Origin of the sequence: Paracoccus simplex (assembly GCF_042648325.1) — a bacterium.
Classification (GTDB): domain Bacteria; phylum Pseudomonadota; class Alphaproteobacteria; order Rhodobacterales; family Rhodobacteraceae; genus Paracoccus; species Paracoccus simplex.
Genome location: NZ_JBHRXE010000008.1, coordinates 218,145 through 233,065, shown reverse-complemented (window position 1 = coordinate 233,065; position 14,921 = coordinate 218,145). Strand labels below are relative to the sequence as shown.

Here is a 14,921-nt window from a genome sequence, read left to right as displayed (position 1 = left end):
CCCCGCTCAGCCGGCCGGCGCGGCATCGTCCAGGCGCAACCGCACCCGTTCGCGCCCGCCCCATTGCGAGAGTTCCAGCTTGCCCGCCAGGTGGAAGCGCCGGCCCTTGGCGCCCAGCAGCGCCGGGCCCAGCGGGCCGTTCATCGCGCCCCAGGCCACCGCCTCCAGCACCGGGCTGCCGGGGCTGCGGAAGCGCAGGCGCAGGTGGCTGTCACCCATCGTCCCGGCGCTGTCGATCAGCTGCCCGGCAAAGGCGAAGCGCGGCGCCGGTGCGGCCTGGCCGAAGGGGCCGGCGCGCTCCAGCATCTGCATCAGCTCGACCGTGGCGCCGGCGGGGTCCAGCAGGCCCGAGATGCGCAGCTCGCCCACGCCGGGCCGCTCGGCCATCTCGCGCGAGAGCAGTTGCGACAGCCGGGCCATGGCGCCGGGGATCTTCGCCTCCTCGACGGTCAGACCGGCGGCCATGGCATGGCCGCCCCCCTTCAGCAGCCATCCTTCGGCGGCAAGGCGCTGGATGGCGCGGCCCAGGTCCACGCCGGGAACCGAGCGGGCCGAGCCCTTGCCGATGCCGCCCTCGACCCCGATCACCACCGAGGGCAGGCCGGTCGCCTCCTTCACCCGCGCGGCGACGATGCCGACGACGCCCGGATGCCAGCCGTCGTCCGCGGCCCAGGCGATGCCTTCGGCGCCCCGGGCCTCGACCTGCGCCAGCGCCGCCTCGCGCACGGCGGATTCGATGGCGCGGCGATCGCGGTTCAGCGCGTCCAGCTCGGCCGCCAGCCGCTCGGCCTGCCGGGCATCGGTGCAAGAGAGGCAGAGCGCCCCGAGATCCGCCTTGCCGACCCGGCCGCCGGCATTGATGCGCGGCCCCAGCAGAAAGCCCAGGTGAAAGGCGTTCGGCGCCGAATCGAGCCGCGCCACGTCCGACAGCGCCACCAGGCCGGGGCGTTCGCGGCGGGCCATGACCAGCAATCCCTGCCGCACGAAGGCGCGGTTCACGCCGACCAGCGGCGCCACGTCCGCCACCGTCGCCAGCGCCACCAGGTCGAGCAGCGGAATCAGGTCGGGCTGCGGATGGCCGTCCCGGCGCAGCAGGCCGTTGCAGCGCACCAGCGCCAGGAACACCACGCCCGCGGCGCAGAGATGGCCGAGGCCGCCATCCTCGTCGGCGCGATTCGGATTCACCACCGCCAGCACCGGCGGCAGGGTCTCGCCGCCCTGGTGGTGGTCCAGCACGATCACATCGCTGGCGGCGGCCGCCAGCGCCTCGTGGCTGAGCGTGCCGCAATCGACGCAGACGATCAGGTCGTGATCGCGCGACAGCGCCGCGATGGCCGGGGCGTTCGGGCCATAACCCTCGTCGATGCGGTCGGGGATATAAAGCGTCGCGTCGCGGCCCTGGCGGCGCAGCCAGTCCAGCAGCAGCGCGGCCGAGGCGCCGCCATCCACGTCGTAATCGGCGAAGATGGCGATGCGCTGGCCGGCCAACACGGCGGCGACCAGCCGTTCGGCGGCCTTGTCCATGTCGCGCAGGCCCGAGGGATCGGGCAGCAGGTCGCGCAGCTTGGGGTCGAGGTAAAGCGGCGTTTCATGCGCGGGCACGCCGCGGGCGGCCAGCACCCGGCTGACGGGCAGCGGCAGGCGGCTGTCCTGCGCCAGCGCCTCGGCGGCGCGTTCCAGGGCGGCGTCGGGGCCGCGCCAGAGGCGGCCGGTCAGCGAGGCGGTGACGGAAAGAAAGGCGGTCATGGCGGCTTCATCCCCCATGACCGCCCGCTGTTCAAGCCTGTCGGCTCGCTTACTTGATCGGGTTGCGATAGATCATGCGCCGCACCGAGCCGGTCTTGGAGCGCATCAGGATGGTTTCGGTCTGCAGGTAATGCGGCTCGCGCTTGACGCCGGCCACGATCGAGCCGTTCGTCACCCCGGTCGCGGCGAAGATCACGTCGGCGGTCACCAGCTCGTCGCGCGAATAGATGCGGTCCAGGTCGGTGATGCCGGCCTTGGCGGCGCGGGCCTTTTCGTCGTCATTGCGGAACAGCAGCTTGCCCCACATCTGCCCGCCCATGCATTTCAGCGCCGAGGCGGCCAGAACCCCCTCGGGCGCGCCGCCCGAGCCCATGTACATGTCGATGCCGGTCAGTTCCGCTTCGGCGCAATGGATCACCCCCGCCACGTCGCCGTCGGTGATCAGCCGGATGGCCGCGCCCGTCGAGCGCACCTCTACCACCAGATCCTCGTGCCGGGGACGTTCCAGGATGCAGACGGTGATGTCGCTATCCTTGACGCCGCGCGCCTTGGCCAGCGCCCGGACGCGCTCGGCCGGGGTCATGTCGAGGCTGACGACGTCCTTCGGATAGCCCGGCCCGATGGCCAGCTTTTCCATGTAGACGTCGGGCGCGTGCAGCAGGGTGCCGCGCGGCGCCATGGCAATCACGGTCAGGGCATTCGGCATGTCCTTGGCGGTCAGCGTGGTGCCCTCCAGCGGGTCCAGCGCGATGTCGACCTCGGGGCCGTCGCCCGAGCCGACTTCTTCGCCGATGTAAAGCATCGGCGCCTCGTCCCGCTCGCCCTCGCCGATGACGACGACGCCCTTGATGTCCAGCATGTTCAGCTGCTCGCGCATGGCATTGACGGCGGCCTGGTCGGCAGCCTTCTCGTCGCCGCGGCCGATCAGCCGCGCCGAGGCATGGGCGGCCGCCTCGCTGACCCGGGCGAGGCCGAGCGACAGCATGCGGTCGTTGAAATCCTTGGGCGAGGTCATGCGGAAATTCCTTGTGCTTTCTGCCTTTCCGGGCTTCTACGCCCGGCGCCAGGGGCGGGCAAGACTGCGCGCGCTAACGGGTCAGTTTTCCGCCAGTTCCAGCGCCAGCGCATGGATGCGCGGCACGACGTCACCCAAGGCGGCATGCACCAGCCGATGCCGCGCGACATGGCCCAGCCCGGAGAATTGCGGGCTGGCCATGCGGATGCGGAAATGCGTCTCGCCGCCCTCGCGCCAGCCGCCATGGCCGCGATGGCTTTCGCTTTCGTCGATGATTTCCAGCCGAAGCGGCTGCAGTTCGGCCAGTCTTTCTCGCATCTCGTCGGCAATCATTCGCTTGCCCCCTTTCATGTCCTGCGAAATAGCCTAAACTGCCTGTCCCGTTCAGGACAAGGCAGGCAGATGAGCAACAGCGACCCGTTCGGATTCGACATATCCGCAGCCTCGGACAAGAAACGCCGGTCCAAGGGGCGGCGGGGCATGTCCGGCGCCTTCGAGACCTCGACGCGACGCTGCGACAAGGAGGGCTGCAACCAGCCGGGCCAGTACCGCGCGCCGAAATCGCCGCGGGCGCTGGACGAGTATTACTGGTTCTGCAAGGAGCATGTCCGCGAATACAACCTGAACTGGAACTATTTCCAGGGCCAGTCCGAGGCCGAGTTCCAGGAATTCCTGGACAATGCCACGGTCTGGGAACGGCCGACCAAGCCCTTCGGCCGCGCCGCCCAGGAACAGAAATGGGCGCGCCACGGCATCGACGACCCGCTGGAGATCCTGGGCGCCAACGGCACCAACCCCGAGGCGCGCAAGGCCGTCAGCCGCAAGCTGCCGCCGACGGAGCGCAAGGCGCTGGAGATCCTCGAAGCCAAGGACAGTTGGACCCGGACGGAGATCCGCAAGCAATACAAGTCCCTGGTCAAGGATCTGCATCCCGACATGAACGGCGGCGACCGGTCGGACGAGGATCGGCTGCAGGAGGTGGTCTGGGCCTGGGACCAGATCAAGGACAGTCGCAGCTTCAAGGACTGAAGACGGGGGCTTTGCCCCCGCGCGTTCCGCGCTCCCCCAGGGTATTTTTACAACGATGAAGGGACCGGCGCCGCATGCCGGTCCTGCCCGATTCTGCAGATGCTCAGCGGGGCTTCCGAGCGCCCGGAACAGGATCCGGGCGGTTTTTCGGCGAGGAAGGAGCCGGCCCGGTCTTAAAGCTCGCGCGTCAGCGCCTCGGCGAGATCGGTGCGTTCCCAGGAGAAGCCGCCATCTGCCTCGGGGGTGCGGCCGAAATGGCCATAGGCGGCGGTGCGGCGATAGATCGGCCGGCACAGGTCCAGATGCTCGCGGATGCCGCGCGGCGTCAGGTCCATGGCGCGGGAGATGGCGCGCTCGATCTCGGTTTCGGGAACCTTGCTGGTGCCGAAGGTGTCGGCATAGATCGACAGCGGCTTCGCCACGCCGATGGCGTAGGAAAGCTGGATCACGCAGCGCTTGGCGAGCCCCGCCGCCACCACGTTCTTGGCCAGGTAGCGCGCGGCATAGGCGGCCGAGCGGTCGACCTTGGTCGGATCCTTGCCCGAAAAGGCACCGCCGCCATGCGGGGCCGCGCCGCCATAGGTGTCGACGATGATCTTGCGCCCGGTCAACCCGGCGTCGCCGTCCGGGCCGCCGATGACGAAGGTGCCGGTCGGGTTCACCCACCATTCCGTCTTCTCGGTCAGCCAGCCGGCGGGCAGCACCTCGCGGATATAGGGCTCGACGATGGCGCGGATGTCGTCCGAACTCTGCGATTCGTCCTTGTGCTGGTGCGAGAGCACCAGGCTGGTGATCTCGACCGGCTTGCCGTTCTCGTAGCGCAGGCTCAGCTGGGATTTGGCATCCGGGCCCAGCATCGGTTCGGCGCCGGATTTGCGCGCCTCGGCCAGGCGGCGCAGGATGGCATGGGCATATTGGATCGGCGCCGGCATCAGCTCGGGCGTCTCGTCCACGGCATAGCCGAACATGATGCCTTGGTCGCCGGCGCCGTCGCGGTCGACGCCCTGGCTGATATGGGCGGATTGCTCGTGCAGGTAGTTGTGGACGTGGCAGGTGTTCCAGTGGAACTTTTCCTGCTCGTAGCCGATGTCGCGAATGGTATCGCGGGCGATCTGGGCGATGCGGCCCATGTATTCGCCGAGCTTCTTCTTGTCGCTCAGCCCGATTTCGCCGCCGATGACCACGGTGCCGGTGGTGGCAAAGGCCTCGCAGGCGACGCGGGCGGCCGGGTCCTCGGCCAGAAGCGCGTCCAGCACCGCGTCCGAGATCTGGTCGCACAATTTGTCGGGGTGACCCTCGGAGACGGATTCCGAGGTGAACACATAGTCCTGTCTGGCCATGAAGATGCTCCGTTGAATGACGCCGCCACGCCAGGAAGCCGTTGTGACGGTCAACCCGAAGCGTTAGTGGAGGCGCCGGTTGCCGTCAACCTCGGAGATTGCGGCGCCGTGCCGCAAGCAGCAGGCCGATCGCGGCAAGGCCGAGCGCCGGCCAGTCGCGCCAGCGCGACCAGGGCGTGGGCGGCAGGGCGCCGGGCAGAGCCGCGTCGATGCGGCCGGTCAGGTTCAGGCCCAGCGTGGCGCGCAACTGCCCGCGGGCATCGACCACCGCCGAGACGCCGGTATTCGCCGCCCGCAGCAGCGGCAGGCCCGATTCGATGGCGCGCAGCCGCGCCTGCGCCAGGTGCTGCCAGGGACCGGAAAGCTGACCGAACCAGGCGTCGTTGGTGACCTGCAGCAGCCAGGCCGGGCGGTCGGCTCCGGTGACCAGGTGCTGCGGGAACACCGCCTCGTAGCAGATCAGCGGCTGCAGGGGCGGCAGGCCGGGCAGGGTCATGACCTGCGGCCCCGGCCCGGCGGAATAGCCGAAACCGTGCTGCGCGGCGAAAGCGCGGATGCCGAACCGGGCCATGACATCGCCCCAGGGCGTGTATTCGCCGAAGGGCACGAGGTGGAACTTGTCGTAGACCGGGCCGATGCCGCGGTCCGAAAACGCGGTCAGGCTGTTGAAATAGCGTTCGCCCTCGGCGCGCTGGATGCCGAGGATCACCGGCGCGCCGGCGAAGCCGGCAATGTCCTGGGCGGCGGTGCCGGATTGTTCGAGCAGGAAGTTCACCGCGGTTTCCGGCCAGATCACCGCATCGGGGGCCGGCCGGCCGGGATCGCGGATGGCGGAAAGGTCGAGGAGCCGGCGGAAGAACACCTCGGACCAATAGGGATCCCATTTCAGCGCCTGGGTGGCGTTGGGCTGGACCAGACGCAGATGCAGGGCGCTGTCGGCGGGCAGTGGCTGGGCCAGGCGGGCCATGCCGGCGCTCCAGGCCGCGGCGATGGCCAGGGCGGCCAGCAGCGCGCCGGGCAGGGCGGCGCGCGGGCGGTCGGGTCCGCCCCGCCAGAAGGCCAGCGGCAGGGCCGCCGCCAGCATGGTCAGCCCCGAAAGGCCGATCGAGCCGAGCGTCGCGGCCAGCTGGCCGGCCGGGGTGTCGATCCAGACATGGCCGGTCAGCGCCCAGGGCAGGCCGGTGAAGATCCAGCCGCGAAGCCAGTCGGAAAATACCATCAGCCCGGCAAAGACCAGCCCCTGCCGGGGAAAGCCCGGGGCGAGGCGCGCGGCCAGCCAGGCGGGAACCGCCCAGAACAGCGCCCCGCCCGCCGCCATGAAGAACAGCGCAAAGGGGGCCATCCAGCCATAGATCTCGGGTTCGACGAAGAACGGCTCGACGATCCAGCACATGGCCAGGGCGAAATACCCGAGGCCGGCGGCAAAGCCATGCCAGGCGGCGGCGCGGCCGCCTCCGGCGCGGCCGATCTGCCAGCAGAGTCCGGCAAGCGCCAGAACCGTCAGAAACCATAGATTCCAGGGCGCCTGTCCCAGTGCCGCCAGCGTCCCCAGTGCCAGATCCAGCGCGAGCGCCGCCCAGGACGGGCGCCGCCTTTGCAAGGGCGCCCGCGATAGCTGCCGCGTTGGTCCTGGAAAGACCGGCGAGACCATGCGGCCGGCTCAGGCCTCGGCGGTGCTGTCGTCCGGGCTGCCGGCAGCCTCGGGTTGGGTCGCATCGCTGCCGGCTTCGGCCGGCGTCGCCTCGGCTTCGGCCTGGGCGACGGCCTTGGGCTTGCGCGGCGCGCGGGGCTTGGCCGGTGTCCTTGCCGTTCTGCGGGCGGGCTTCGCGGCCGGCTCGGTCTCGGCCGGCGTCTCGGCCGCGAGTTCCGCAGGCTCTGCGGGCGCGGCTTGGACCGGTTCGACCTTCGGAGCACGCGGCTTGCGCTTGCGCACGGGCTTGGCCGGGGCGGCCGGCTCGGCCGCTTCGGCCGGTGCCGCCGTCTCGGGGCCTGCTGCCGGTTCCGCCGGCGGCTGCGTTTCGGGCTGCGTTCCGGTCGGCGCCTCGGGCGCGGCTTCGGCGGTCGGCTTGGCCTTGCGGCTGCGCGAGCGCTTGGGCTTTTCTACCGCGGCGGGCGCGTCCGCGGCCGGGCTTTCGGCGGCAGAAGCGTCAGAGGCCGCCGTTTCCGTGGCGCGGCTTTCCGCCGCCGGGCTTTCCGTCACCGGCGTCGGCGCGACCGGCGCTTCGGCGGCGGGCTCGGCTGCCGGCCGCAGATCGGCCTGCTCGGTGATCTCCTCGGCGGGTTCGGTGAAGCCGGGGCGGAAGGTGCGGGTCAGGAATTCCGGCACATGGTCGCCCATGCCCATCACCGGATGGCGGTCGCCGCGGCGATCCTCGCGCCGGTCATGACGGTCATGACGGTCGTGGCCGCGCTCGCCATGGCGTTCGCGCCGGTCTTCGCGGCGTTGCTCGTCGCGCGCCGGGCGGTCGTGCCGGCGCTCGGCGGTTTCCGCCGGCTTCGCCTCGGCACGGGGCTCGGGGGCAGGGGCGCGCTGCTCGCTGTCGTCGCGGCGGCCGCGGCGATCACGGTCGCGGCCGCGTTCGCGGCGCCCGCTCTCGCGCGCCGGGCGCGGCGCGTCCTGGGCGGCCGAGGAAAGCGTGAAGCCCTCGGGCACCGCGGCGCGTGGCAGGCTTTGCTTGACCAGCGATTCGATGGCGCCGAGATATTTCTCGTCCGCCGGCGTGGCGATCGAGATCGCGGTGCCCTGGCGACCGGCGCGGCCGGTGCGGCCGATGCGGTGGACGTAATCCTCGGCATGGCTGGGCAGGTCGAAGTTGAAGACATGGCTGACCGCCGGGATGTCGAGCCCGCGCGCCGCCACGTCCGAGGCGATGAGGAAGCGCAGCGTCCCTTCGCGGAAGCCGTCCAGCGTCGCCATGCGGTGGCGCTGGTCCAGGTCGCCGTGGATCGGCGCGGCGTCGAAGCCATGCGCCTTGAGCGACTTGGCGACGATGTCCACCTCGGTCTTGCGGTTGCAGAAGATGATGGCGTTCTTCAGCCCCTCGCCCTCGGCCCGGATCAGGGCGCGCAGCAACTCGCGTTTCTGCTTGGCGGTCTGGTCGCGGCGGGTGGGGGTGATCTCGATCAGCTTCTGGGTGATGGTCTCGCTGGTGGTGGCCTGGCGGGCGACCTCGATGCGCTCGGGCGCGTGCAGGAAGGTGTCGGTGATGCGTTCGATTTCCGGCGCCATGGTGGCGCTGAAGAACAGCGTCTGCCGGGTGAAGGGCGTCAGCTGGAAGATGCGCTCGATATCGGGGATGAAGCCCATGTCGAGCATCCGGTCGGCCTCATCGACCACCATGATCTGCACGCCGGTCAGCAGGAGCTTGCCGCGCTCGAAATGGTCCAGCAGCCGGCCGGGCGTGGCGATCAGCACATCGACGCCGCGGTCGATCAGCTTGTCCTGTTCGCCGAAGCTGACGCCGCCGATCAAGAGCGCCTTGGTCAGCCGGGTATGCTTGGCATAGATGTCGAAGTTCTCGGCCACCTGGGCGGCCAGTTCGCGGGTCGGGCACAGCACCAGCGAACGCGGCATCCGGGCGCGGGCGCGGCCGCGGCCCAGCAGGGTGATCATCGGCAGGGTGAAGCTGGCGGTCTTGCCGGTGCCGGTCTGGGCGATGCCCAGCACGTCGCGGCCTTCCAGCGCCGGGGGAATCGCCCCGGCCTGGATCGGGGTCGGGGTTTCGTACCCCGCCTCGGCGATGGCTTTCAGAACCTTGGGGTCCAGCTTCAGATCGGAAAATTTGGTCATTCAGGGCTTTCGTATCAATGCGCGGAACCAGCCCGCGCCGTGCTTGCGTCCATCGCCGCCCGTCCCGGAGACCGGGGTTTCGCGGCGGTTCGGGACGCAATTTCCGCACGCCCCTCGCCTTGCCTGCCGGATGCAGACAGCGCGGACCTAGCCGAAAACCCGGTCTGCGTCAATCTGATGCGCGGTTTTCGCGCAGCAGGGTCGATTTGCCGGGCGTCGCGGCGCGGTTGACGGCCCCCTTGGGCAGGCGCTATCCCGACGCGATCTTACGGATGGAAGCCATGAACCTATTCTCGGATATCCGCGCGCTGGTCCTCGATGCGCTGGCGCAGATGGAGCAGGCGGGCGAGCTGCCCGCGGGCCTCGACACCGCCCATGTGACGGTCGAGCCGCCGCGGGACGCCGCACATGGCGACATGGCCACCAACGCCGCCATGGTGCTGGCCAAGCCCGCCGGGAAAAAGCCGCGCGACATCGCCGAGGCGCTGGCCACCCGCCTGGCCGCCGACCCGCGCATCACCTCGGCCGAGGTGGCGGGGCCGGGCTTCCTGAACCTGCGACTCGCCCCGGCCGAATGGCAGGCCGTCGTGCGTGCGGCGCTGGCCGAGGGCGCGGATTACGGCCGTTCGGACATGGGCCGGGACCGCAAGATCAACGTGGAATTCGTCAGCGCCAACCCGACGGGGCCGATGCATGTCGGCCATACGCGCGGCGCGGTCTTCGGCGACGCGCTGGCGGCGCTTCTGGATTTCTCGGGCCATGCCGTCACCCGCGAATATTATATCAACGACGGCGGCGCGCAGGTCGATGTGCTGGCGCGCTCCGCCTATGAACGTTATCGCGAGGCCAATGGGCTGGAGCCCGAGATCCGCGAGGGGCTCTATCCCGGCGACTATCTGATCCCGGTGGGCGAGGCGCTGAAGGCGGAATACGGCACCCGGCTGCTGGACCAGCCGGAAAGCGAATGGCTGGCCGAGATCCGCAGCTTCGCCACCGAGGCGATGATGGAGATGATCCGCGCCGACCTGGCGCTGCTCAACGTCCACATGGACGTGTTTTCCAGCGAGAAGGCGCTTTACGGCACCGGCCGCATCGAAGCCGCCATCGAGCGCCTGCGCCAGCAGGGGCTGATCTACGAGGGGGTGCTGGAGCCGCCCAAGGGCAAGACCCCCGAGGATTGGGAACCGCGCGAGCAGACGCTGTTCCGTTCGACCGCGCATGGTGACGACGTCGACCGGCCGGTGAAGAAGTCGGACGGCTCCTGGACCTATTTCGCCCCCGACATCGCCTATCACTGGGACAAGATCGACCGCGGCTTTGACGAGCTGATCGACGTGTTCGGCGCCGACCATGGCGGCTATGTCAAGCGGATGCAGGCGGCGGTCCGGGCGCTGTCGGACGGCCGGGTGCCGCTGGACGTGAAGCTGATCCAGCTGGTCAAGCTGTTCAAGAACGGCGAGCCCTTCAAGATGTCCAAGCGCGCCGGCACCTTCGTCACCCTGCGCGACGTGGTCGAGCAGGCGGGCGCCGACGTGACCCGTTTCCACATGCTGACGCGCAAGAACGACGCGGCGCTGGATTTCGACTTCGACAAGGTGCTGGAACAATCCAAGGACAATCCGGTCTGGTACGTGCAATATGCCAGCGCCCGGATCAACTCGGTGCTGGGCAAGGCGGCGGGGCAGGGCGTCGACGTTTCGGATACGGCGCTGGCCGGGGCCGATCTGGCGCAGCTTTCGCATCCGGCCGAGCTGGAACTGGCCCGGAAAGTTGCAGAATGGCCACGCACCGTGGAAATCGCCGCCCGCGCGCATGAACCGCACCGGATCGCGTTTTTCCTCTATGACATCGCCTCGGACCTGCATTCGCTGTGGAACCGCGGCAATGACGAGCCGGGGCTGCGCTTCCTGCAAGAGGGCGATGCGGCGGCCACGGCGGCGAAAATCGCCCTCGTGCGGTCCGTCGGCGTTGTCATTTCGGCCGGTCTTGGTATCTTGGGGGTGACTCCGGCCAAGGAAATGCGCTGAAAAACGGTGCCCTGCCGGGGACGAGCAGATAAACGAGCAGCGTCGGAACAACCGGCAGGCAGGCAGGAATGACGGTAGTAGATTTCCGCTCCTCGGGCGGGTTTGAAGGGGCGCAGCCGGGCAGGCTGGCGCATGATTATCCCCATGCCGACGGCCAGCAGGGGTATCGGGACGACTGGCAAGAGGAAGGCTGGGACGACCACCACTATGACGCCCATGCCGAGCCGCTGGCCGAATCGCCTTCGCTTCTGGGGCGGCTGTCGCGACTGACGCATTACCTGGGCGCGCTGGTCTCGGTCGGGCTGATCGTGATCCTGGCGGTCTGGGGCTTCAAGCTGGTGGTGCGCGACGTTTCGGGCGTGCCGGTGATCCGCGCCATCGAGGGCGAGGCCCGCACCGCCCCCGACAATCCGGGCGGCGAGCTGACCGAACGCACCGGCCTGGCGGTGAACACCGTTGCTGCCGGCGAGGAGCCGGTTCCCGTCGATCGCGTCGCCATCGCCCCCGCAACCACGCCGCTGACCGAGCAGGACCTGCCGATGGGCGAATTCGGCGCTACCGCGCAGGCACCCTCGCACCCGGTCGAGCTGCCGTTGGCCGAGGACACCGCCCGTGTCATCGCCCGCCCCGATGGCGAACCCGCGCCCAACGCAGTCGAGAACGCCGTGATTTCGGATGCCCCGGCCGCCGAGGCGCCGGTGAACGAGGTGGTGACCGATCTGGCCGGCAACGAGACCCGCGACGTGGCGATCTCCAACGCCTTGGCCGAGGCGGGCGCCGCGCCCGCCGCCGGTACCATCGCGCAATCGGCACGGCCGGCGCCGCGCCCGCGTCGCGTCGCCGCCGCCCCCGTCGTCGCCAGCGATGCCGCGCCGAATCCGTCCCCTGCCGCTGCCGAAAGCCGCCCGGCCGAGGCCCCGGCTTCCGCCCCCGCGCAGGTCGCCTCGGGCGTCTCGCTGGTGCAGATCGGCGCCTTCGACAGCGACTCGCTGGCCCAGAGCGAATGGAACCGCGTTTCGGGCAAGTTCGGCGCGCTTTTCTCGGGCAAGTCGATGGTGGTGCAGGAGCACAAGGCCAACGGCCGCACCTTCTGGCGCCTGCGCGCCGCCGGCTTCGCTTCGAAGGACGAAGCCCGCCGGTTCTGCGCGGCGCTGATCGCCGAAGGGGTGGACTGCATCCCCGCCACCGCGAAATGAGCCGCTGGAGATGACCGGCGCCACCATCCTTGGCGGTATCGCCGGCCCGGAGCTGAGCCGGGCCGAGCGTGATTTTTTCCGCGCCGCCGATCCCTGGGGCTTCATCCTGTTCGCGCGCAATGTCGACACGCCGGACCGCCTGCGCCGGCTGACCCAGGCGCTGCGCGAAGCGGTGGGCCGCGATGCCCCGGTGCTGATCGACCAGGAGGGCGGACGCGTGCAGCGGATGCGGGCGCCGCACTGGACCGACTGGCCGGCGCCGCTGGATCAGGCCGGGCGCGGCGAGCGGGCGATCTGGCTGCACCATCACCTGCTGGCCCAGGAATTGCGCGCCGTCGGCATCGACGCCGATTGCGCCCCGGTGCTCGACCTCGCCCGCGACGAGACGCATCCCTTTCTGAAGAATCGCTGCCTCGGTGCGGATGCCGATACCGTGATCCGCTTGGGCCGCGCCGCCGCGCAGGCGATGCTGGCGGCCGGGGTGCTGCCCGTGGTCAAGCACATGCCGGGCCATGGCCGGGCACGGGTGGACAGCCACAAGGACCTGCCGGTGGTCGAGGCCGCGCTGGACGAGCTGCGCGCCACGGATTTCGCCCCGTTCCGGGCGCTGGCCGACCTGCCGATGGCGATGACCGCGCATATCCGCTTTACCGCCATTGACGATGCGCCCGCCACCGCCTCGGCCGCGGTGATCGACCTGATTCGCCGCGAGATCGGCTTTCACGGGCTGCTGATGTCCGACGACATCGGCATGCAGGCGCTGTCAGGCAGCCCGGCCGAGCGCGCAGCCGCCACCATCGCCGCCGGCTGCGACCTGGTGCTGTCCTGCAACGAGACGCCGGCGCAGATGGAAGAGATCGTGGCCGCGGCCGGCACCATGTCGCCGCGCGCCCGGGAGCGGGCGGAAGCGGCGTTGGCCTTGCGCCGGGCGCCTCTGGTCGGGGATACCGCCGCGCTGCGGGCCGAACTGACGGCGCTTGGCGGGCTGGCGGCCTGATCGGTTGACTAAACCCGGCCCATGACGGATTCTGCGCGCACCCTCTTGCCCGGAAGCGTCATGACCAAGGTGCCCTATCTGACCCCCGTGCCGGACCGCGAACCGGGGCCCGCGCCGCAGCCGGTGTCCGAGCGTCGCGCCGAGGAGGTTCTGGTCGTCGACGTCTCGGGTTTCGAGGGGCCGTTGGACCTGCTGCTGACGCTGTCGCGCACGCAGAAGGTCGATCTGATGCAGATTTCGGTGCTGGACCTCGCCGACCAGTATCTTGCCTTCGTCGAGGAGGCGCGGGCGCTGCGCATCGAGCTGGCGGCGGATTACCTGGTCATGGCGGCCTGGCTCGCCTATCTGAAATCGCGCCTGCTGTTGCCGCCGGACCCCGAGGCCGAAGGGCCCTCGGCCGAGGAACTGGCCGCGCATCTGGCCTTCCAGCTCGAGCGGCTGAACGCCATGCGCGAGGCGGCGGCGCGGCTGATGGCCCGCGACCGGTTGGGCCAGGACCGTTTCCCGCGCGGCGCGCCGGAAACCGTGGCCCGCCAGCGCCAGGTCGCCTGGCAGGCCGGGCTGATCGACCTGATGCGCGCCTATGCCCGGCTGCGCACCCGCGACGAGTTCCGGCCCTACGCCTTTGATCGCCGCGATGTCTTCACCATGGAGCAGGCGCTGGACCGGGTGCGCGGGCTGATCGGCTTCGCCGGCGACTGGACCGCGCTTTCCACCTTTCTGCCCGACGGTTGGGAGGCCGATCCGCAGCGCCGCCGCTCGGCCACCGCGGCGACCTTCGCCGCCACGCTGGAACTGGCGCGGCAGGGCGCGGTCGAGATCGCCCAGGCCGGCACCTTCGCCCCCATCACCATCCGCAGGCGCCCGCAATGAGCCAGGACGACACCGCCCCCGGTCCGCAGCGTTTCCCGCTGCCGCTTTCCGAGCAGGAGCGCATGGTCGAAGCGATCCTGTTTGCCTCGGCCGAGCCGATGAGCGGTCGCGAGATCGCCGCGCGCCTGCCGGCCGGCTGCGACGTGGCCGAGGCGCTGCGGGCCCTGCGCGACCGCTACGAGGGACGGGGCGTGCAGCTTGCGCGCCTGGGCGACGCCTGGGCCTTTCGCACCGCCGCCGACCTGGGCTTCCTGATGCAGGAAAGCGTGATCGAAAGCCGCCGCCTGTCGCGCGCCGCGACCGAGACCCTGGCGATCATCGCCTATCACCAACCCGTCACCCGTGCCGAGATCGAGGAGATCCGCGGCGTCGCCGTCAGCCGCGGCACCCTGGACCAGTTGATCGAGCTGGACTGGGTTTGCATCGGCCGTCGCCGCCAGACTCCCGGCCGGCCGGTGACCTTCGTGGTGACCGAGACCTTTCTGGATCATTTCGGCCTGGAAAGCGCCCGCGACCTGCCGGGCTTGGCCGAGCTTCGCGCCGCCGGCTTGCTGGAGGCGCGCCCAGCCGGCGAGGGCATGACCCCCGGCTTGTTCCGCGCCGAAGACAGCGAGGATGAGGGCGGCGAGGATTCGGGGGCCACGGCCGAGGATCTGTTCGAAGATGAATGAGGTACGGAGCATAAGTCGATGAACATGAACCAGTTCATCAAGATGATGATCCGCATGGTCACCAACCGGCTGTTGAACCGGGGCATTCGTCGGGCGAACGCGCCCAGGCCCGGCAGCCGGCAGAGCCCGCAGCAGCGCGCCCGCGAGCAGGCCGCCCGCGCGGCGGTGAAGCGCGCCCGCCAGGCGGCGCGGATCACCCGGCGGCTGCGCTAGGGGGCGCTGCCCCCGGCGCGCTGC

The 14,921-nt window shown here is 70.2% G+C and carries 12 protein-coding genes, 1 pseudogene and 1 riboswitch; of the genes and pseudogenes, 7 read left to right on the top strand and 6 right to left on the bottom strand.

Annotated features, from left to right (window positions below; all coding sequences use genetic code 11):
* Window positions 1-6: 6 nt before the first annotated feature.
* The 3 genes from recJ to ACFOMP_RS04070 all read right to left on the bottom strand — a co-directional run bounded on the left by recJ (window position 7) and on the right by ACFOMP_RS04070 (window position 3,094).
* A complete protein-coding gene (gene recJ / locus ACFOMP_RS04080) occupies window positions 7-1,746 on the bottom strand; it encodes a single-stranded-DNA-specific exonuclease RecJ (protein WP_379028042.1) in 1,740 nt (579 codons plus the stop codon).
* A gap of 49 nt (window positions 1,747-1,795) precedes the next feature.
* Window positions 1,796-2,761 (bottom strand): class II fructose-bisphosphatase, encoded by a 966-nt coding sequence (glpX, locus tag ACFOMP_RS04075; protein WP_289895041.1) that lies wholly within the window; start codon window positions 2,759-2,761, stop codon window positions 1,796-1,798.
* 81 nt (window positions 2,762-2,842) lie between these two features.
* Window positions 2,843-3,094, bottom strand: coding sequence for a BolA family protein (locus ACFOMP_RS04070; protein ID WP_289895042.1), 252 nt, complete (start codon window positions 3,092-3,094; stop codon window positions 2,843-2,845).
* Window positions 3,095-3,163: 69 nt separating this feature from the next.
* Between ACFOMP_RS04070 and ACFOMP_RS04065 the strand changes: the two genes are divergently transcribed.
* Window positions 3,164-3,790 carry a DnaJ domain-containing protein gene (locus ACFOMP_RS04065; protein ID WP_289895043.1) on the top strand — a complete coding sequence of 209 codons (627 nt, stop codon included), beginning with the start codon at window positions 3,164-3,166 and terminating at the stop codon, window positions 3,788-3,790.
* A 173-nt stretch (window positions 3,791-3,963) separates the two neighbouring features.
* Here the strand turns inward: ACFOMP_RS04065 and metK are convergent, their stop codons facing one another.
* From metK to ACFOMP_RS04050, 3 genes and pseudogenes are all read right to left on the bottom strand, one after another.
* Window positions 3,964-5,130, bottom strand: a complete 1,167-nt coding sequence (metK, locus tag ACFOMP_RS04060; protein WP_289895044.1) for a methionine adenosyltransferase — start codon at window positions 5,128-5,130, stop codon at window positions 3,964-3,966.
* 5 nt (window positions 5,131-5,135) lie between these two features.
* Window positions 5,136-5,183, bottom strand: a riboswitch (SAM-SAH riboswitch).
* Between the two features lie 32 nt (window positions 5,184-5,215).
* Window positions 5,216-6,730 (bottom strand): apolipoprotein N-acyltransferase, encoded by a 1,515-nt coding sequence (gene lnt / locus ACFOMP_RS04055; protein ID WP_379028038.1) that lies wholly within the window; start codon window positions 6,728-6,730, stop codon window positions 5,216-5,218.
* Between the two features lie 669 nt (window positions 6,731-7,399).
* A pseudogene (locus ACFOMP_RS04050) lies at window positions 7,400-8,920 on the bottom strand (DEAD/DEAH box helicase); the annotation flags it as partial.
* Between the two features lie 281 nt (window positions 8,921-9,201).
* Between ACFOMP_RS04050 and argS the strand changes: the two are divergent.
* The 6 genes from argS (at window position 9,202) to ACFOMP_RS04020 (ending at window position 14,897) form a co-directional block, all read left to right on the top strand.
* A complete protein-coding gene (gene argS, locus ACFOMP_RS04045; RefSeq protein WP_379028036.1) occupies window positions 9,202-10,947 on the top strand; it encodes an arginine--tRNA ligase in 1,746 nt (581 codons plus the stop codon).
* Between the two features lie 68 nt (window positions 10,948-11,015).
* Window positions 11,016-12,143 (top strand): SPOR domain-containing protein, encoded by a 1,128-nt coding sequence (locus tag ACFOMP_RS04040; RefSeq protein WP_379028034.1) that lies wholly within the window; start codon window positions 11,016-11,018, stop codon window positions 12,141-12,143.
* A gap of 10 nt (window positions 12,144-12,153) precedes the next feature.
* Window positions 12,154-13,140, top strand: a complete 987-nt coding sequence (gene nagZ / locus ACFOMP_RS04035) for a beta-N-acetylhexosaminidase (RefSeq protein ID WP_289895049.1) — start codon at window positions 12,154-12,156, stop codon at window positions 13,138-13,140.
* 60 nt (window positions 13,141-13,200) lie between these two features.
* Window positions 13,201-14,013 carry a segregation and condensation protein A gene (locus tag ACFOMP_RS04030; protein ID WP_379028031.1) on the top strand — a complete coding sequence of 271 codons (813 nt, stop codon included), beginning with the start codon at window positions 13,201-13,203 and terminating at the stop codon, window positions 14,011-14,013.
* Window positions 14,010-14,684, top strand: a complete 675-nt coding sequence (gene scpB, locus ACFOMP_RS04025) for an SMC-Scp complex subunit ScpB (protein ID WP_379028029.1) — start codon at window positions 14,010-14,012, stop codon at window positions 14,682-14,684. Before ACFOMP_RS04030 ends, scpB begins: the two co-directional genes overlap by 4 nt.
* Window positions 14,685-14,702: 18 nt before the next feature.
* Complete coding sequence (locus tag ACFOMP_RS04020; RefSeq protein WP_379028027.1) at window positions 14,703-14,897, top strand: hypothetical protein; 195 nt, start codon at window positions 14,703-14,705, stop codon at window positions 14,895-14,897.
* The last annotated feature ends 24 nt before the right edge of the window (window positions 14,898-14,921 follow it).